This window comes from Paenibacillus sp. HGF5 (assembly GCF_000204455.1).
GTDB classification, from domain to species: Bacteria; Bacillota; Bacilli; order Paenibacillales; family Paenibacillaceae; genus Paenibacillus_AQ; species Paenibacillus_AQ lautus_A.
Window position 1 is genome coordinate 1 of the sequence record NZ_AEXS01000170.1, and the last position, 13,639, is coordinate 13,639.

At 50.9% G+C, this 13,639-nt stretch carries 17 protein-coding genes; 11 read left to right on the top strand and 6 right to left on the bottom strand.

Annotated elements, in window-relative coordinates; all coding sequences use genetic code 11:
• Window positions 1-280 precede the first annotated feature (280 nt).
• On the bottom strand, window positions 281-478 hold the full coding sequence (locus HMPREF9412_RS28385; protein ID WP_036673911.1) for a hypothetical protein: 198 nt from the start codon (window positions 476-478) through the stop codon (window positions 281-283).
• An 87-nt stretch (window positions 479-565) separates the two neighbouring features.
• Between HMPREF9412_RS28385 and rpiA the strand changes: the two genes are divergently transcribed.
• The 4 genes from rpiA (at window position 566) to HMPREF9412_RS28405 (ending at window position 3,003) form a co-directional block, all read left to right on the top strand.
• Window positions 566-1,282: a ribose 5-phosphate isomerase A gene (gene rpiA, locus HMPREF9412_RS28390; RefSeq protein WP_009595335.1), complete on the top strand. Its 717-nt coding sequence runs from the start codon at window positions 566-568 to the stop codon at window positions 1,280-1,282.
• A 49-nt stretch (window positions 1,283-1,331) separates the two neighbouring features.
• The gene (locus HMPREF9412_RS28395) at window positions 1,332-1,781 is read left to right on the top strand and encodes a MarR family winged helix-turn-helix transcriptional regulator (RefSeq protein ID WP_009595330.1); all 450 of its coding nucleotides are present in this window, start codon (window positions 1,332-1,334) and stop codon (window positions 1,779-1,781) included.
• A gap of 29 nt (window positions 1,782-1,810) precedes the next feature.
• The gene (locus tag HMPREF9412_RS28400) at window positions 1,811-2,242 is read left to right on the top strand and encodes a GNAT family N-acetyltransferase (protein ID WP_009595329.1); all 432 of its coding nucleotides are present in this window, start codon (window positions 1,811-1,813) and stop codon (window positions 2,240-2,242) included.
• Between the two features lie 125 nt (window positions 2,243-2,367).
• Window positions 2,368-3,003: a GDSL-type esterase/lipase family protein gene (locus HMPREF9412_RS28405; RefSeq protein ID WP_009595336.1), complete on the top strand. Its 636-nt coding sequence runs from the start codon at window positions 2,368-2,370 to the stop codon at window positions 3,001-3,003.
• A gap of 86 nt (window positions 3,004-3,089) precedes the next feature.
• On the opposite strand, the gene HMPREF9412_RS28410 is transcribed toward HMPREF9412_RS28405, so the two are convergent.
• Window positions 3,090-3,761 (bottom strand): tetratricopeptide repeat protein, encoded by a 672-nt coding sequence (locus HMPREF9412_RS28410; RefSeq protein ID WP_009595342.1) that lies wholly within the window; start codon window positions 3,759-3,761, stop codon window positions 3,090-3,092.
• A gap of 177 nt (window positions 3,762-3,938) precedes the next feature.
• Here HMPREF9412_RS28410 and HMPREF9412_RS28415 point away from each other — a divergent pair, with 177 nt between their 5' ends.
• Both HMPREF9412_RS28415 and HMPREF9412_RS32300 read left to right on the top strand, forming a co-directional pair.
• Window positions 3,939-4,205, top strand: a complete 267-nt coding sequence (locus HMPREF9412_RS28415) for a helix-turn-helix domain-containing protein (protein WP_009595340.1) — start codon at window positions 3,939-3,941, stop codon at window positions 4,203-4,205.
• Between the two features lie 196 nt (window positions 4,206-4,401).
• Window positions 4,402-4,512 (top strand): hypothetical protein, encoded by a 111-nt coding sequence (locus HMPREF9412_RS32300; RefSeq protein WP_015736381.1) that lies wholly within the window; start codon window positions 4,402-4,404, stop codon window positions 4,510-4,512.
• Between the two features lie 155 nt (window positions 4,513-4,667).
• Here HMPREF9412_RS32300 and HMPREF9412_RS28420 read toward each other — a convergent pair whose 3' ends face one another.
• Window positions 4,668-6,641: a stalk domain-containing protein gene (locus HMPREF9412_RS28420; RefSeq protein WP_009595334.1), complete on the bottom strand. Its 1,974-nt coding sequence runs from the start codon at window positions 6,639-6,641 to the stop codon at window positions 4,668-4,670.
• Window positions 6,642-7,040: 399 nt separating this feature from the next.
• Window positions 7,041-7,250 carry a DUF5316 family protein gene (locus HMPREF9412_RS28430; protein WP_009595327.1) on the bottom strand — a complete coding sequence of 70 codons (210 nt, stop codon included), beginning with the start codon at window positions 7,248-7,250 and terminating at the stop codon, window positions 7,041-7,043.
• A gap of 476 nt (window positions 7,251-7,726) precedes the next feature.
• Here HMPREF9412_RS28430 and rsmD point away from each other — a divergent pair, with 476 nt between their 5' ends.
• Window positions 7,727-8,332 (top strand): 16S rRNA (guanine(966)-N(2))-methyltransferase RsmD, encoded by a 606-nt coding sequence (gene rsmD / locus HMPREF9412_RS28435; RefSeq protein ID WP_036673904.1) that lies wholly within the window; start codon window positions 7,727-7,729, stop codon window positions 8,330-8,332.
• A complete protein-coding gene (coaD, locus tag HMPREF9412_RS28440) occupies window positions 8,322-8,837 on the top strand; it encodes a pantetheine-phosphate adenylyltransferase (RefSeq protein ID WP_009595333.1) in 516 nt (171 codons plus the stop codon). Before rsmD ends, coaD begins: the two co-directional genes overlap by 11 nt.
• Here coaD and HMPREF9412_RS28445 read toward each other — a convergent pair.
• Complete coding sequence (locus tag HMPREF9412_RS28445) at window positions 8,815-10,044, bottom strand: nucleoside recognition domain-containing protein (protein ID WP_009595332.1); 1,230 nt, start codon at window positions 10,042-10,044, stop codon at window positions 8,815-8,817. The genes coaD and HMPREF9412_RS28445 overlap by 23 nt on opposite strands.
• A gap of 112 nt (window positions 10,045-10,156) precedes the next feature.
• On the opposite strand from HMPREF9412_RS28445, the gene HMPREF9412_RS28450 reads away from it, so the two are divergent.
• Window positions 10,157-11,197 carry a SepM family pheromone-processing serine protease gene (locus tag HMPREF9412_RS28450; RefSeq protein WP_036673913.1) on the top strand — a complete coding sequence of 347 codons (1,041 nt, stop codon included), beginning with the start codon at window positions 10,157-10,159 and terminating at the stop codon, window positions 11,195-11,197.
• Here the strand turns inward: HMPREF9412_RS28450 and HMPREF9412_RS28455 are convergent.
• On the bottom strand, window positions 11,187-12,428 hold the full coding sequence (locus tag HMPREF9412_RS28455) for a nucleotidyltransferase (RefSeq protein WP_036673907.1): 1,242 nt from the start codon (window positions 12,426-12,428) through the stop codon (window positions 11,187-11,189). The two genes, HMPREF9412_RS28450 and HMPREF9412_RS28455, sit on opposite strands and share 11 nt — an antisense overlap.
• Window positions 12,429-12,626: 198 nt before the next feature.
• On the opposite strand from HMPREF9412_RS28455, the gene HMPREF9412_RS28460 reads away from it, so the two are divergent.
• Together HMPREF9412_RS28460 and rpmF are read left to right on the top strand one after the other, a co-directional pair.
• Complete coding sequence (locus HMPREF9412_RS28460) at window positions 12,627-13,139, top strand: YceD family protein (RefSeq protein WP_009595343.1); 513 nt, start codon at window positions 12,627-12,629, stop codon at window positions 13,137-13,139.
• Window positions 13,140-13,193: 54 nt separating this feature from the next.
• Window positions 13,194-13,367, top strand: a complete 174-nt coding sequence (gene rpmF / locus HMPREF9412_RS28465; RefSeq protein WP_006211382.1) for a 50S ribosomal protein L32 — start codon at window positions 13,194-13,196, stop codon at window positions 13,365-13,367.
• Window positions 13,368-13,639 lie beyond the last annotated feature (272 nt).

Consider the following 13,639-nt stretch of genomic DNA (forward strand, 5'->3'; position numbering starts at 1 on the left):
TCTATGTCCGTTGGCTGGAGCGGTTCACGCAGGAGAAGGAGGCGCAAGTATAAGAAAAACCTCTATCGACGCACATTCTGAGAAGACAGACCGCATGTATAGGACGTTTTTCTTGCGATATCAGGAAGGCTCATGCTTCGATGTTTCTACTTTCTGAGATCTTAAGAAAAAACCTTGTGATTATAGAATTGTTCAGCTCTGGCTGTAACATGGTGTATTCTATAATCTTAATAAAAAGCAGGGGCGCAAATGTGCGCCCCTGCCGTTTATTCGCCGTTTATTACATATGATAGGAACCGCTTGGTTCAAACACCACCCATTCCAGCATGGTAATCATGTCGTCAAGACGGGCATCCTGATTGAGAAGGGAAGCGCGCTCAGGGCTGTCCTCTTCGAGAGAAGCCAGCCGGGTTTGCAGTTTTTTCTTTTGCATCGAAAGTTCATTGATTTTGGATTTGATCTGGTTCTCTGTTCGCATGGCATAATCCTTTCCTTTGGCATGAAAATGATCGCTGTACCCCATATTATAACATTTGATTCAGCTTAAGACGAAGGAGCGGGTCCTATGACGAGTGAAATTAATATGAAGAAAATAGCGGCTGAGCATGCCGCCAAGTATGTTCAGGACGGGATGAAGATCGGTCTGGGCACAGGCTCTACCGCCTATTACGCCATTCTCAAAATCGGGGAGATGGTCAGGTCCGGACTCTCGATCCAGGCCGTGGCTACATCGGACGCTTCGGAGAAGCTGGCGATGGAACAAGGCATATCCCTGACGCCCGTACACCAGATCGATCGCTTGGATTTGACGATCGACGGGGCTGACGAGCTGGATGATCAGCTGCGGTTAATCAAGGGAGGAGGCGGAGCCCTACTTCGCGAGAAGATCACGGCTTATCACAGCGAACGGCTCGTGATTGTGGCGGATGAGGCAAAAGCGGTTGCTCAACTGGGCGCTTTTCCGCTGCCGGTTGAGATTGTCCCTTTTGCCTATGAATGGACAATTCGGTCCCTGGCACAGCTTGGTTGTTCGGTCCAATTGCGCCGTCAGCCGGATGAAGGGTTGTATGTAACGGATAACGGGAATTATATTGCTGATTGCCGGTTTCAGGAAATCTTGAGGCCGGAGGAATTGAGCTCTCGTTTAGGCACTGTACCCGGCGTGGTTGAACATGGTCTGTTCATCGGCATGGCCGATCAAGCGATTATCGGCTGCCGGGACGGTTCGGTACGGATACTGCATTCCGCGAGCATGCAGGCCAAGAATACATTTGACAGTTGATCCGGCGTTCATTAACCTTAAATACATGATATCTTTCGGAGGGTGAAGTATGTCGGATATTCAAGAACACGAGGATTACCCGCTGCATTTGCTGGTAGTCCTAGCCAGAGCTTATAACGCAGTGATGACGCATTCGCATCGAAGCATCAACAGCCACGGTTTGAATTCCACCGAATTTGGGGTATTGGACGTGCTGTACCACAAAGGTCCGCAGCCGCTGCAAAAAATAGGGGAGAAGGTGCTTATCTCCAGCGGTAACATTACATACGTGGTCGATAAGCTTCAGAAGAAAAACCTGCTTGTTCGCCGGGCTTCCGCTGAGGACCGCCGCGTGATCTATGCCGAGCTGACCGCGGAGGGGAAGGAATTCTTCGAGGCCATCTTCCCTCAGCATCAGGAATTGATGGTGAAGGTGCTTAGCGGATTGTCGGAAGAGGAAAGAGCGCAGGCGGCCATGCTGCTGCGCAAGCTGGGGATCAGCGCAGAGAAGATGCTGTAGTCCTACATGAGTTTAGATTGGAGATAGGTATGCTTAAAGATATAACGATGCAAGCGTCGCAGCCCGAAATCAAGGAGCTGCTCAGTTACTCGGTTTTCCCGGATCCGGAGGCGGTGGACGAGGCAGTCGCATTTTATCAGGGCGGCGACAGCCGGTTGTTCGGCTACGAAGAGGACGGACTTCTTCTGGGAGTCATCGGTTTTGATGTGAAGGAGGACGAGCTTATCATCCGGCATTTAGCGGTCCTGCCGGAGAATCGGGGGATGGGATACGGACGCGGATTGATTTTGGAGCTGCTCCTCGAGGTGCAGCCTAAACCGGAACGAGTCATTGCGGAAACGGACGAAGAAGCCGTGAACTTCTACCGCAGTATCGGTTTCGAGGTTTACAGCCTGGGAGAGAAATATCCGGGCGTCGAAAGATTCCGCTGCATGTATGAGGTGGAGGAATCCGAAGAATAGCCATTCCTATGGATGCATGTAGCGTCTTTAGAGTGGAATTAAAATTGCCATTCAAGTTCATATACCCGTTTCGCACAGGAGGCATTCCTCATATAATGTCGTAACGAGCGGGGCAGGGGGTGAACATGTTGGTGTACCATTATACCGCTGTCGGCGATTCCTTGACCTTTGGGTTTGGGGCGATGCCTGGCAGCGGTTTTGTTCCGTTATACCGTCGGATGGCGGAGGAGAAGCTTCGCCAATTCGTGGCCCATGAGAATCTCGGGGTCAATGGATTAACCTCGGATGAATTATACGATCGGGTCGTTCAGCTTCCAACGTATCGCTATCATTTGCAGCAGGCCCAGATTATCACGATGTCGATCGGCGGCAATGACCTGATTCGTGCGGTGAAGTCCACGGGAGGTCGACCGAATCGGGAGGTGCTGGACACCGCCTTGTATCGATGCCAGAACCATGTGGCTAATATCGTCAAACATATCCGCAAAATAAAGTCACCGGCCAGCAAGCCTTATTTTATTCGCGCTATCGGTCTGTATAATCCATATCCGGCCTGGACGGAGGCAACGGAATACGTGATTCGGTTCAATCGGCACTTGATGGGGTTGAGCGACGGCTATTTTCGCGTTGCGGATATTTACGCACAATTTTCTGGCCGAGAGAAGGAACTGATGTCGGTGGACGGTTTACACCCGAATGGCCGAGGGTACCGGGTGATCGCGGAGCAGTTAAACCGGCTTGGGTACAAGCCACTTGCATAATAAACGGAAATTCACATGAAAAAAAGGGCGTCCCCGGGTCTCATGACCTCTAACGGACGTCCTTTTGGTTTAAGCATTATTAACACTTAGAATAAGTTCCTGAACCAGCTTCGAACCGCCCATTTGCGTTCCTGCCGTTTTTTGTATTTGGGCAGGGAGCGATACACGTCCATCGATTCCTGATAGGATTTCTTGGCATCTTGGGCTCTTCCCAGCGATTGATACATATACCCCAGCAAATAAAAGGCTTCGCTGGAGGAAGAGTGAATGGCATGGAACTGCTCTAAATAGTGGAGCGCCTTCTCGCGATCCGAATCCCGAAACGCCTCGGCAAGCCTAAGATAAGGCCGGCCATATTTGACCCTCGGATTGATCTGAAGGGCCTGGACGATATCCGCCTCTCCCTGAGCGATGCTGCCGGTATGCAGACGCGCGCTTCCGATATCGTCCCAGAATTCGGCGGAATCCTCTAAACTGGATTCCATGGTTTCCAGGAGCTTTAGGGCCTCTTCATACTTGCGGCGCTCCAGCAGCAATCGGGCAAGCTCGTGCCGGGAGGATACGTCGCTGGGGCTGACCGCAATCTGTCTGCGCAGCTTGGATATAGCCCTTGCACGCTTGAACGGCTTCGTCACACTGGGAAATACCCCGACAAAACGGCGATCCAGCACGTACACGATAAGAAGCAGCACCAGAATCGCCGTTATCGGATTGCCGAAAATGTAAAACAAAAATCCGAAAATAATGAGTTTAAACAAACAAATCCCTCTATTTCCTTGTAATGTCGTAGCCCAAATTATACCATATCATGGATTTATTTAGGGGGAAATGCGGTCGGTTCTATAGACCTTAAAAGGATGCGCATGTCGGAATAGGTCGCAGGTATTGAAAGTAGCCAGTTGATAACCGATATAGGTAGTAAAGAGGTGATAATCATGGCGAAAAAGGGACAGACATTCCATCATTACAGTTTCGAAACTAAGAAAAAGGCAGTCGCCATGCGGCTGGAAGGCATGACGAAGAAAGAAGTGGCATCCGCCTTACAAATATCAGACATCGGACGGCTGAAAGTGTGGATGCGCAAATACCGGGAGCTGGGAGAAGAAGGCTTGGTCGATCGCCGCAGACGAATCGTGCTTTCAGACCATGACAACGAACGGAATGAGAAAGTTCAGGTTCCGCAGCTGCAGAAAATACAGTAATTATAGTGAGGCGTGGTTGAACGACGGTTCCACCACGCCTCTTACATATGGGAATCATGGAAATCGGCGTATTGATACCCGCAGATGCGCTTGCATTTGGGCGGGTTCACTATTCTTATCGCGAACAGGCGGTAGCCCAGTTCATTTTAGCGGAAACGACATAACATGTGGTATGTTCAAAAAAGGAGGGATTGTTGTGAGCGGAGTAGGAGAAGGTTACGGCGGCGGCTATGGATATGGCTCTTCTGTAGGTGCTATTTTGGTATTGTTCATCTTGTTGGTGATCATTACTCGCGCATTTATCTAATCCATCTTTTGAGCGAACAAAACCAATGAATCAATAAGAGAATACCGGGCACCATGAGCAGTCACAAGGAAAGACCGTCCCGAAGAGGCATTGCTGCTTCTTAGGACGGTCTTGTTTATGAATAACGAGTTTTATTAAATTACGTCCCCTTCATGCTACATCATGATCAATATGGCTTTCCCGTTTACGAAAGATACGATATTGAAATTGGAGTACCCCCAAGTTTCAATGGTTTTTCCGCCGCCGGAGGTAATGTCTTTGGCAGCCGGGTTCCCCCATGAAAGCTGTACCTGCTCTTTCGTCATGCCGAGGGAAACCTGTCCGGCTTTGATCTGCTTCCAGACGGAGGCGGACCATTTGTATTTTTTATAGGGATCGTAAGTTAATAACGAGGAACGGTCCGCAAACAGCTGCGTCACTTCGGAAGACCGCATAGGATAACTTTTTACCGTTTTCCCCGATGCCGATTTGAAGATTACGTTGAATTCGCCCTTGTCGTCAGGCAATATGTCGGTAACGGTCAATTTAGAGAAGCGTTCCAGATCTTCGAATTCGTTCACCCAATACGTTCGGCCGATATACTTAACCAAATTGCCCTGCATCGCTTTTTTGATCAATCCAGCCGTTTCGCTGGAGACGACGGTCATGGCCGCATCCGCGCCGAGGGAGATTTGAGCTTGCTTCCACTTGGCATCCCAGCTGGTTTTAGCTCCCAGAGCATCGGATAACACGGATGCCGGAATGAGAAGCTCGCCCTTGTCGTTCACGGGTGCGGCTTTAAGCCGGATGGTGCTTTCATTCAGCTTGGCCTGGTTGCTGCCTGCTTTGAACGAAAGCAGGGTCTGGCCGAAGTTCGCCTCCACGCTTCCGTTTTTAGCCGAATAGGTGCCGCCCAGTGCCTGAATGACGGATTTAGCCGGTACCATGACATTGCCGTTGACCTGTTTCGCGTATTTCAAATTGTTGCGCAGGCTGGACGATACCGTCACCGATTTGGACTGGCCGCCTGAGGTTACCGTAATCTGCGTTTTGCCAACGCCGGCAGATTTCAGCGTGCCATTCTTCTGCATACTCAACAAATACGGCTTCTCGATATCGATGCCGGCGTCTTTAACCGGTACCTTGATTTTCGCCCCGTTCGTATAGGTTTCCTGGATGCTCACTTCCAGCGATTCTCCTACATAAGGCGTCGCATCGGATATGGCAACGGACAAACTCTTGACTACCGGTACATCGATGTTCTTGTTCTGTCCCTCCTTATGATGTACCCAGCTTCCATCACCCCGCTGCGCATAAAAGCCTTCCGACAAATCCTTTGCATCCCCATAGATGGATGTTTTTACGATCCCGCTAAGTCCGGTAATCTGCTCTTTGAGTTTCCAGCGGTCTTTATACTCGCCGGTAGTCCATACGGTTCCGTCCTGGAGCGTCACAATGAGAAGATCCGTCGGCTCACTCGATGCATAAACGATATGAGCTGCATTCTGGGCCACGGTAACCGGTATGATCCGCCCGTTATCGTCGAAGTTGGACGTCTCGTACACGACCACGTCGCCGTTGTCATGCAGCAGGGCAACGCGTCCGCTGTGTACCGTCATGGATTTGACGGCTGCCGTGTTTTCCACGATCCCGAGCTTTTTGAATTGCCCCTTTTTGTAGTTATCCTGGAGCAGCAGCTCTCCATTGGAGGATAATGCAGCGAATTCCTGATCCGCATTGGCGATCAGCAATATGCCGCTGAGGTTCTTCGCTTTTTCATCGCCGGCCCATACGGTACCGTCCGACTTCAGCCAGTAGGAACCGGCTATCTGCTTCACGCCGCTTGTTCCCGGAACGACCTGGGGCCCCTTGCCGATGTCCCACTCTACTAAGCGGCCCTCCTGCGTCATACCGATGCCGCCGTACTCATAACCGCTGATGGCTGCGACGTTGCCTGGTGTTCGAATGGCGTGGCGCCCGTCAATCAGGGACCACATGGAGCCGTCGCTCATCAGATAGGTGTTTCTTCCGGCAATGTCTTGGATCCGGAGCTCGGACCCGTCGGCAGAAGCGATGTCTTGCGTCGTCCCTGCAAAACCAAGCCCTGCCAGCATGCTGAATAACACGAGAACATACAACGTTCTTTTCACTTACATGACCTCTCTTCACTGTACAAATAGGAATATTTTTCAAACAACCTCATTGTTTTCGACAAAATAGGCGTTATTCCTGCAAGATTTAGGGAAGCGTTGATTAAAAAGGAACAAAAAAACGCTCCTGGATGGGGGCGTTTTGCAGATGAAGCTTGCAATTATTCGATGAATTTGTCCCGGCCCGACATATAAGATAAGCCGGTTCCCTTCAAGAGCAATAAAACCGCGCATGCATCATTTTTCACGATTTCGATTTTTGGGAATTTTCTGAACGTAACGATTGAAATTATTATGAACAGAGCATATTTCATTCTGGCGAGTTCTATTTCCTTAGTTTCATTGCTAATGAAACCATTCATAATCGAATCACCCCTCTTCATCAATGGAAGTGCCTTGTTAACGGAACAGAAGATATACAATGCCGGCTGCTGCAAGAAATACAATTCCCGCGAGAAAGAACCAGTTGGCCGACTTTTTTCTGGATGCGCGGTCGTCCTTGGAATCGGCATAGAAGTTGCCTCTCTGCTGGTACCCCGTTGTAAACGCTCCCGATAGGATTCCTGTCACCAAGAGACAAGCTATTCCTGCGTACAATAGCAGGTCCATCTTGAATTCCTCCCATTATGCTCTTATATAATAAGAACGTTCGCAGAGCGGGATTGGTTATGCTTCATGACGCATATGGATTGCTGGACCAACAGACCGCGGGTCTGAAAAATATAAAAAGCCGCTCAATGTAGAGCGGCTGAACATAAAAAAAAGAACAAAAGCCCCGTAACAACATGTTGACATTACAGGGCTTTTGTTCGGGAGCCACCGAAGTGACTCCCTCATGGGAGAGGAGAAACCGGACGAAGAGCTTATGGGGAAACGTAAGTCTTCTCCGCGGTTGTCTACGACATTCATTGATGTCGATATTTCAAGGATGCCCGGCTGGTGCAGAAATATACCTTGCTCTGAAAAAAAGTTGGGAGCTGTTACGTTTCATTTTTCATATACGGGATGATTGTGTTACGATAATCACTGTCCATGGCGTTGTCTGGGCATCTAATTTATAGATAATGAAACGGGTGAATGAAGCAGTGAGAGTAGTATCCGGAAGTGCAAAAGGCCGGCCGCTCAAAAGCGTGCCGGGTACAAGCACCCGTCCGACGACGGATAAAGTGAAAGAATCCATATTCAGTATGATCGGCCCTTACTTTGAGGGAGGAATCGCGCTTGACCTGTTCGCAGGCACGGGAGGCCTTGGCATTGAGGCGTTAAGCCGGGGGATGGATCGTGCTGTTTTTATTGATGTGGAACCGAAAAGCATCAGCACGATCAAGGATAATTTGAAGGCGGCCCGGCTTGAGGAAAGCGCAGAGGTATACCGCAACGATGCGGCACGGGCGCTTAAAGCGCTTGAAAAGCGAGGCTATGGCTTCGATTTGGTCTTCTTGGACCCGCCGTACAGGTTTAAGAACGGCGATGAACTGATGCTGGATATGGCCGAGCGAGGGTTGCTGCAGGATTCAGCCTTGGTGGTATTGGAATACGAATCAAGTTACAATTATGCTGAGGAATTTGGCGATTTTCATTGTATCCGAACCGCGAAATACGGAGAAACCGCCATATCGATATACCGTTATGACACAGCGCAAGATCAAGCGCCGGAGCTTGATGAGGAGGAATTACACGATGACAAATGAGAATACTAGTACATACCGCGTTGCCGTATATCCGGGGAGTTTTGATCCGGTCACCATGGGACACATGGACATCATTACACGTGCTTCGAAGCAGTTTGATCTGCTGATCGTGGCCGTACTCAATAATTTAAGCAAGAACCCGCTCTTCACGGTGGACGAGCGTAAGGACCTTCTGAGACAGGCTACCGCGCATCTGCCGAATGTGGAAATCGACAGCTTCCGCGACCTTTTGGCGAACTATATCCGTCAGAAGAACGCCCAGGTCATCGTACGCGGGATCCGAACCGTGACCGACTTTGAATATGAACTTCAGCTGGCATCCACCAACCATAAGCTGAATCCGGATGCAGAGACCATCTTTATGATGACGCATCCGAAATATTCGTTCTTGAGTTCCAGTCTTGTGAAGGAAATCGCGCATTTTAACGGCGATACTACAGATTTGGTCAGCCCCGAGGTCGATGCGGCGTTGCGACGCAAATTCAGCGGGGATCACGCCCGATAAGACGGGAGCACAGCCAGAAAGCCGCTATTAATAACAAGCAGATCATGCCTTGAACCTGCAGGAAAGAAGGCAGTCCGCTCCAAAAATTGAAGAATTGTTCCGTATCGGCATGATCGATCGGTTCCGTTCGGAATGCAGGCACGATGCCCGCGGAAAGGGTGCTGACCGGTTTCCATATGGCCAATGTAATGACAAAGGCGAGTATCGAATGCAGGAATCGCTTTGCCATAAAGTAACGCCAGGAGAGACCGGCTTCCCGCATCAGCGACAGGCTTTGCAGATGGGCGCTGATTCCGCTCCATGCCAGTGCTGCCGATAGGACCGCCAGCTGCAGAGCCCCTGCTTGAAATGCCGAGGAGCTGATCGATTGGGCGGCCAGATGGGCTTCCAATATCCCGGGCACAAGATAGGATGGAAGCTGGGGGAGCAGCTGGCCGGTCAATACTCTAGTAAGAACGGCGAAGAACAAGATAAAGCCGCCGGTCATCATTAAGGTCTGTACCGAACGGGTAACGGATTCGCCAAGGAGTTTGCCGAAGCTTCGCCCATCCCGTCGATGGGCGTCCAGCGCGGCGGAGGCTGCCCGTCGAAGAATCGGACGCTTCGCCCATTCGTTCATCCGGTCATTAACGACGGGTGCGCCCTGCTTCCCGGCTTCTGCAGAGGGCGATTTGCTGAATAGACTGAATGTCCATGCGGCCAGCAGGCCGGATATCCAGTGGACGATCAGCAGCAGATAACCGGCTTCCGGTTTATGCAGCAGGCCGGTTCCGATGACAACGAGGATGGTCATCGGATTGCAAAAATGGGCCAAAGCGGCAAGCCTGCCGGCGTCAACGGCACGGAGCTCGCCTTGTTTGTGCATGCCGGCCGCGGCCTGAGCGCCTGCCGGGAACCCGGCTGTCATTCCTGTTATAAGAACCCAGCCGCCAGTACCGGGGAGTTTGAATATTTTTTTCATCATAGGGTCCAGCAGTACGCCAACCCCGTGGGCCCAGCCGTAAGCGATGAGGATTTCCACCAGCACGAGAAAAGGCAGCAAAGATGGAAATACGATATTCCACCACAGCTTGAGTGCTTGCAGGGTGGCTTGGAAGGCGGGTTCGGGCGCGCTGACGACGGCCAGTACAAGCAGGAACGCGGCGGCACCGAGAAGAATGGTGTTCCACAGCCCGTTGGATGACTTGACGGCGTTGTCTTTATTCATAAGGAATCTCCTTTCGGCGTAAACATGGCTAGTACAACTTTATGCAGAGGAGACAACCGTCAGACCAAACTTGGTGGAAGGCTGGATATATGAGGCGGAGGGAAGGAAAACCATGAAGAAGTCTGTAAAACCGAATGGCTTAAAAATTGCGCTGTATTTGTTGCTGGTCGGGGTCATGCTGTACGTTGTCGTTTATATGCCGACCCCTTATCTTGTATACCAGCCCGGGAGTGCCGAAGAGGTTCGTCCCATGATCAATGTCGAGAAGGGCGATCCGGCGGAAGAGGGTACGTTCATGATGACTACCGTGTCGGCAAGTTATGCCAATATGGCTTTGTTAATGCTGTCTGCGTTTAATCCTAATGCAGAGGTCGTGAAGAAGGCCGAAAAAATGGGCGATCAGAGCAAGGACGAGTATGCGGCCACGCAAGTGTATTATATGAATTCTTCACAGTCTTCTGCGATGGAAGCTGCTTATCAGGAGGCCGGAATCGATTACAGCATCGAGCCCGCTTACGTATTCGTGATGTCGATCTCCGAGAATTCGGCCAATGCCGAGCATTTTCGGCCTGGCGATAAATTGATCAAGATCGATGGTCAGCCAGCAGAGGATAATGAGAAGATTGCCAGCCTGTTAAGCGGGAAAAGCATCGGAGAAGAGGTTTCCGTGGAGCTTGAACGCAAGGGGAAAACCGTGAAGGAGCAGGTGAAGCTTGTAAGCATTAAGGATGAGAAGACCGGCGCGGAGCGTCCGGGATTAGGCGTCATGATTGCCACGATGCAGAACGTGGAGCCGGCCGATCCCGATCACACCATTCACTTTGCGAATACCAACATCGGAGGACCGTCAGCCGGACTGATCTTCACCCTTGAGATATATAATCAGCTTACCGAAGGGGATTTAAGCAAGGGTTACCGGGTAGCCGGAACGGGTACCATCGATAAATCAGGCGCCGTAGGGCCCATAGGCGGCGTGAAGCATAAGATCGTGGCTGCCGACCGGAAGGAAGCCGATATCTTTTTTGTGCCTCAAAAAAATTACGATGAGGCCAAGAAGCGCGCGGACCGGATCAAAACGGATATGAAGCTGATCCCGGTCGATGACCTGCAGGATGCCGTGGATTATTTGGAGGAGCTGCCGCCTAAGGGGTGAGCGGCGGCAGCAGGTAATCGCTGTAGTAGTTTCGTATTTGGGGCCTAGGTTGCCCGTTAGCATAGACGGCGGCTGCCGCCAGGTCACGCTCCAGCTGAGGATGCTCCAGCTTAGCAGGCTGATGAATGACGGGGAGTGAAGCGCTTCGCTTCATTCGTTTCAGCAGCGAACGCCCCGTCTCGCTGAAGCCGAGGACCCGGATATATCCCGGACCTTTGGCGAGCTCTTCACGATTCATCGATGCCTTGTCATGATTCAGCATGATGTGCATCAGCATGCGTTGAAGCTTGGTTCGCGTATAGCGCTTGGTCTTCAAGGCTTCCAGAAGGGCGTCAACCGTCGGCTGCTCCAGCAGCGATAGCGAGCGCTGAACACGATGCTCCAAGCCCTCGGTTACTTCGAGGAAGCTTTCAAGCTGAGCGGGTGTATGCGTGAGCAGGGCTTGGAACAGCGGCTGGCGAAACTGCTCCCAATGGACAGGAGCTAGTCCGCTCTTGATTTCCCGCTCCATGATGTCGTACGTGAATTCCGGCATATAGGGTCTGGCGGCTTCCAAGCCTTGTGACAGAATAATGTTCCGGATGGCGGTTGCGCTGGCAATGGATGACGTTCCCGGCAGCGGATCGTGGTAATGTGCGCTTACTCTTGGAATGGTATAGGGCGTAATGCGGCTGCCCAGGCGCTGGAGTGCGATCAGATAGTGCAGCCCCAGGGAGTTGTTCGGCTGCGTGAGCAGCTCTTGCAGCTCTGTCGTTGCTGTAGCAGGACCGGATTCACCGAAAAGGACAGCGGCGGCAGCGCCGTAGGCAGATGGGAAGTTCATGCCTTCCCGGAGGCGCTTTTCGATTTCGGATCGAAGCTCGCCGGATTCGTTTGCGAGCGAACGGGACAACGGCAGGATCTGCTCCAGCGTCCCGCTTTCGGATCCGAAGGAAAGGCCATCCACGACGCCCGTAGCTTCCAGAATGGCTACCGCACCGAACGCGAACCATTCCGCAGGCTGCACGGCATAGGTTACCGGCAGCTCGAGGCACAGGTCAACACCCATGGCAAGGGCCATTTCCGCCCGAGCGCGCTTGCTTGCGATGGCAGGTTCGCCGCGCTGGAGAAACGGACCGCTCATCACCGCGACGACGGCATCTGCCCCCGATACTTTTTTGGAACTGCGATAATGCAGTACATGACCGTTATGTAAGGGATTATATTCAACGACTATGCCAACCGTTTTCATTCGTTTCAACTCCTTGATTAGAATATAACATAATTGCATGACGTTCCTGCAACAATAAGCGCCCCTCCCGGGAGTGTTATAATTCTGGTAGTATGAAGAGAAATATCGGGTAACAATATAGAGGTTGTTAGGGTTATCCTGTTGACAAAACTCTCTGGGAATCGGTATAATAATCTTTGTTTGTTTGGAGTGATGGATATGCTAATTCAATTTCGTAAATTGACAACCAGCGATCAACCGTTACAGTTCCATCAAACCGTGGATGTAAGCAATGCCATTAAGGACCGGAAGGATATTGTTGCGGTTAAGCCATTAGACGTGGATTTGAAAGCAACTTCGTCGATTACCGGTTCGGTGGATGTTCGCGGACGATTGCAAGGCGAGCTGGAGATGAATTGCTCCCGCTGCCTGAAGCCGATCAGCGAGCATGTGCACATCCCTTTTCATGAAGTATTCCAGCCGGTGGAAGATCCTGAATCTGTGGTTCAGGATGAGGATGACGATACTACATACGTACAGGGTGAGAGTGTGGATCTCACTCCCTATGTAGAAGAAGCATTTCTGCTCCACCTGCCGCTAGCTCCGGTTTGCAAAGCCGACTGCAAGGGACTCTGCCCGAATTGCGGCAAGGACCTGAATGAAGGCACCTGCGACTGCGATACGGAAGTGATCGATCCTAGGCTAGCCGGACTGAAGGACTTCTTTAAATGATGATGGATATGGCACCCGTGTTTTAGCGGGTTGAATTGATAAGGAGGTGGGAACATGGCAGTACCTCAACGTAGAACGTCCAAAACACGTCGTGACAAGCGTCGTACTCATTTTAAGCTGGCTGTGCCAGGCATGGTGAAATGCGAGCAATGTGGTGAATTGAAGCTTGCTCATCGCGTATGTAAAGTGTGCGGAACGTATAAAGCAAGAGAGATCATCAAACAATAGTTTCTAAATAAGTAGTACTTCATCTTTGGTGAGGTGCTATTTTTTTTGTCTCAAGTCCCTCTTTCTTTTTAACGTGACATGATTTATACTTAACATTAGTACCAGGTTCTAATATTTGCGACTAATTTACATATAAGTATGTTTGAAGATTGGCGGCTATCATAGCGGCAGAAGGAGTTGTTTCGTCATCGATCGTTTATCCAAGAAAGACCGTCACCAGCGGCTGATTCAGCTGATCGACGAGAATCCCTTTGTTACGGACCGCGAGTTGA

What these genes read in the sequence shown, in the direction of transcription:
- HMPREF9412_RS28385 (WP_036673911.1), bottom strand. Translation starts at nt 478, where the DNA reads ATGCGAACAGAGAACCAGATCAAATCCAAAATCAATGAACTTTCGATG.
- rpiA (WP_009595335.1), top strand. Translation starts at nt 566, where the DNA reads ATGACGAGTGAAATTAATATGAAGAAAATAGCGGCTGAGCATGCCGCC.
- HMPREF9412_RS28395 (WP_009595330.1), top strand. Translation starts at nt 1,332, where the DNA reads ATGTCGGATATTCAAGAACACGAGGATTACCCGCTGCATTTGCTGGTA.
- HMPREF9412_RS28400 (WP_009595329.1), top strand. Translation starts at nt 1,811, where the DNA reads ATGCTTAAAGATATAACGATGCAAGCGTCGCAGCCCGAAATCAAGGAG.
- HMPREF9412_RS28405 (WP_009595336.1), top strand. Translation starts at nt 2,368, where the DNA reads ATGTTGGTGTACCATTATACCGCTGTCGGCGATTCCTTGACCTTTGGG.
- HMPREF9412_RS28415 (WP_009595340.1), top strand. Translation starts at nt 3,939, where the DNA reads ATGGCGAAAAAGGGACAGACATTCCATCATTACAGTTTCGAAACTAAG.
- HMPREF9412_RS28430 (WP_009595327.1), bottom strand. Translation starts at nt 7,250, where the DNA reads ATGGACCTGCTATTGTACGCAGGAATAGCTTGTCTCTTGGTGACAGGA.
- coaD (WP_009595333.1), top strand. Translation starts at nt 8,322, where the DNA reads ATGACAAATGAGAATACTAGTACATACCGCGTTGCCGTATATCCGGGG.
- HMPREF9412_RS28445 (WP_009595332.1), bottom strand. Translation starts at nt 10,044, where the DNA reads ATGAATAAAGACAACGCCGTCAAGTCATCCAACGGGCTGTGGAACACC.
- HMPREF9412_RS28450 (WP_036673913.1), top strand. Translation starts at nt 10,157, where the DNA reads ATGAAGAAGTCTGTAAAACCGAATGGCTTAAAAATTGCGCTGTATTTG.
- HMPREF9412_RS28455 (WP_036673907.1), bottom strand. Translation starts at nt 12,428, where the DNA reads ATGAAAACGGTTGGCATAGTCGTTGAATATAATCCCTTACATAACGGT.
- HMPREF9412_RS28460 (WP_009595343.1), top strand. Translation starts at nt 12,627, where the DNA reads ATGCTAATTCAATTTCGTAAATTGACAACCAGCGATCAACCGTTACAG.
- rpmF (WP_006211382.1), top strand. Translation starts at nt 13,194, where the DNA reads ATGGCAGTACCTCAACGTAGAACGTCCAAAACACGTCGTGACAAGCGT.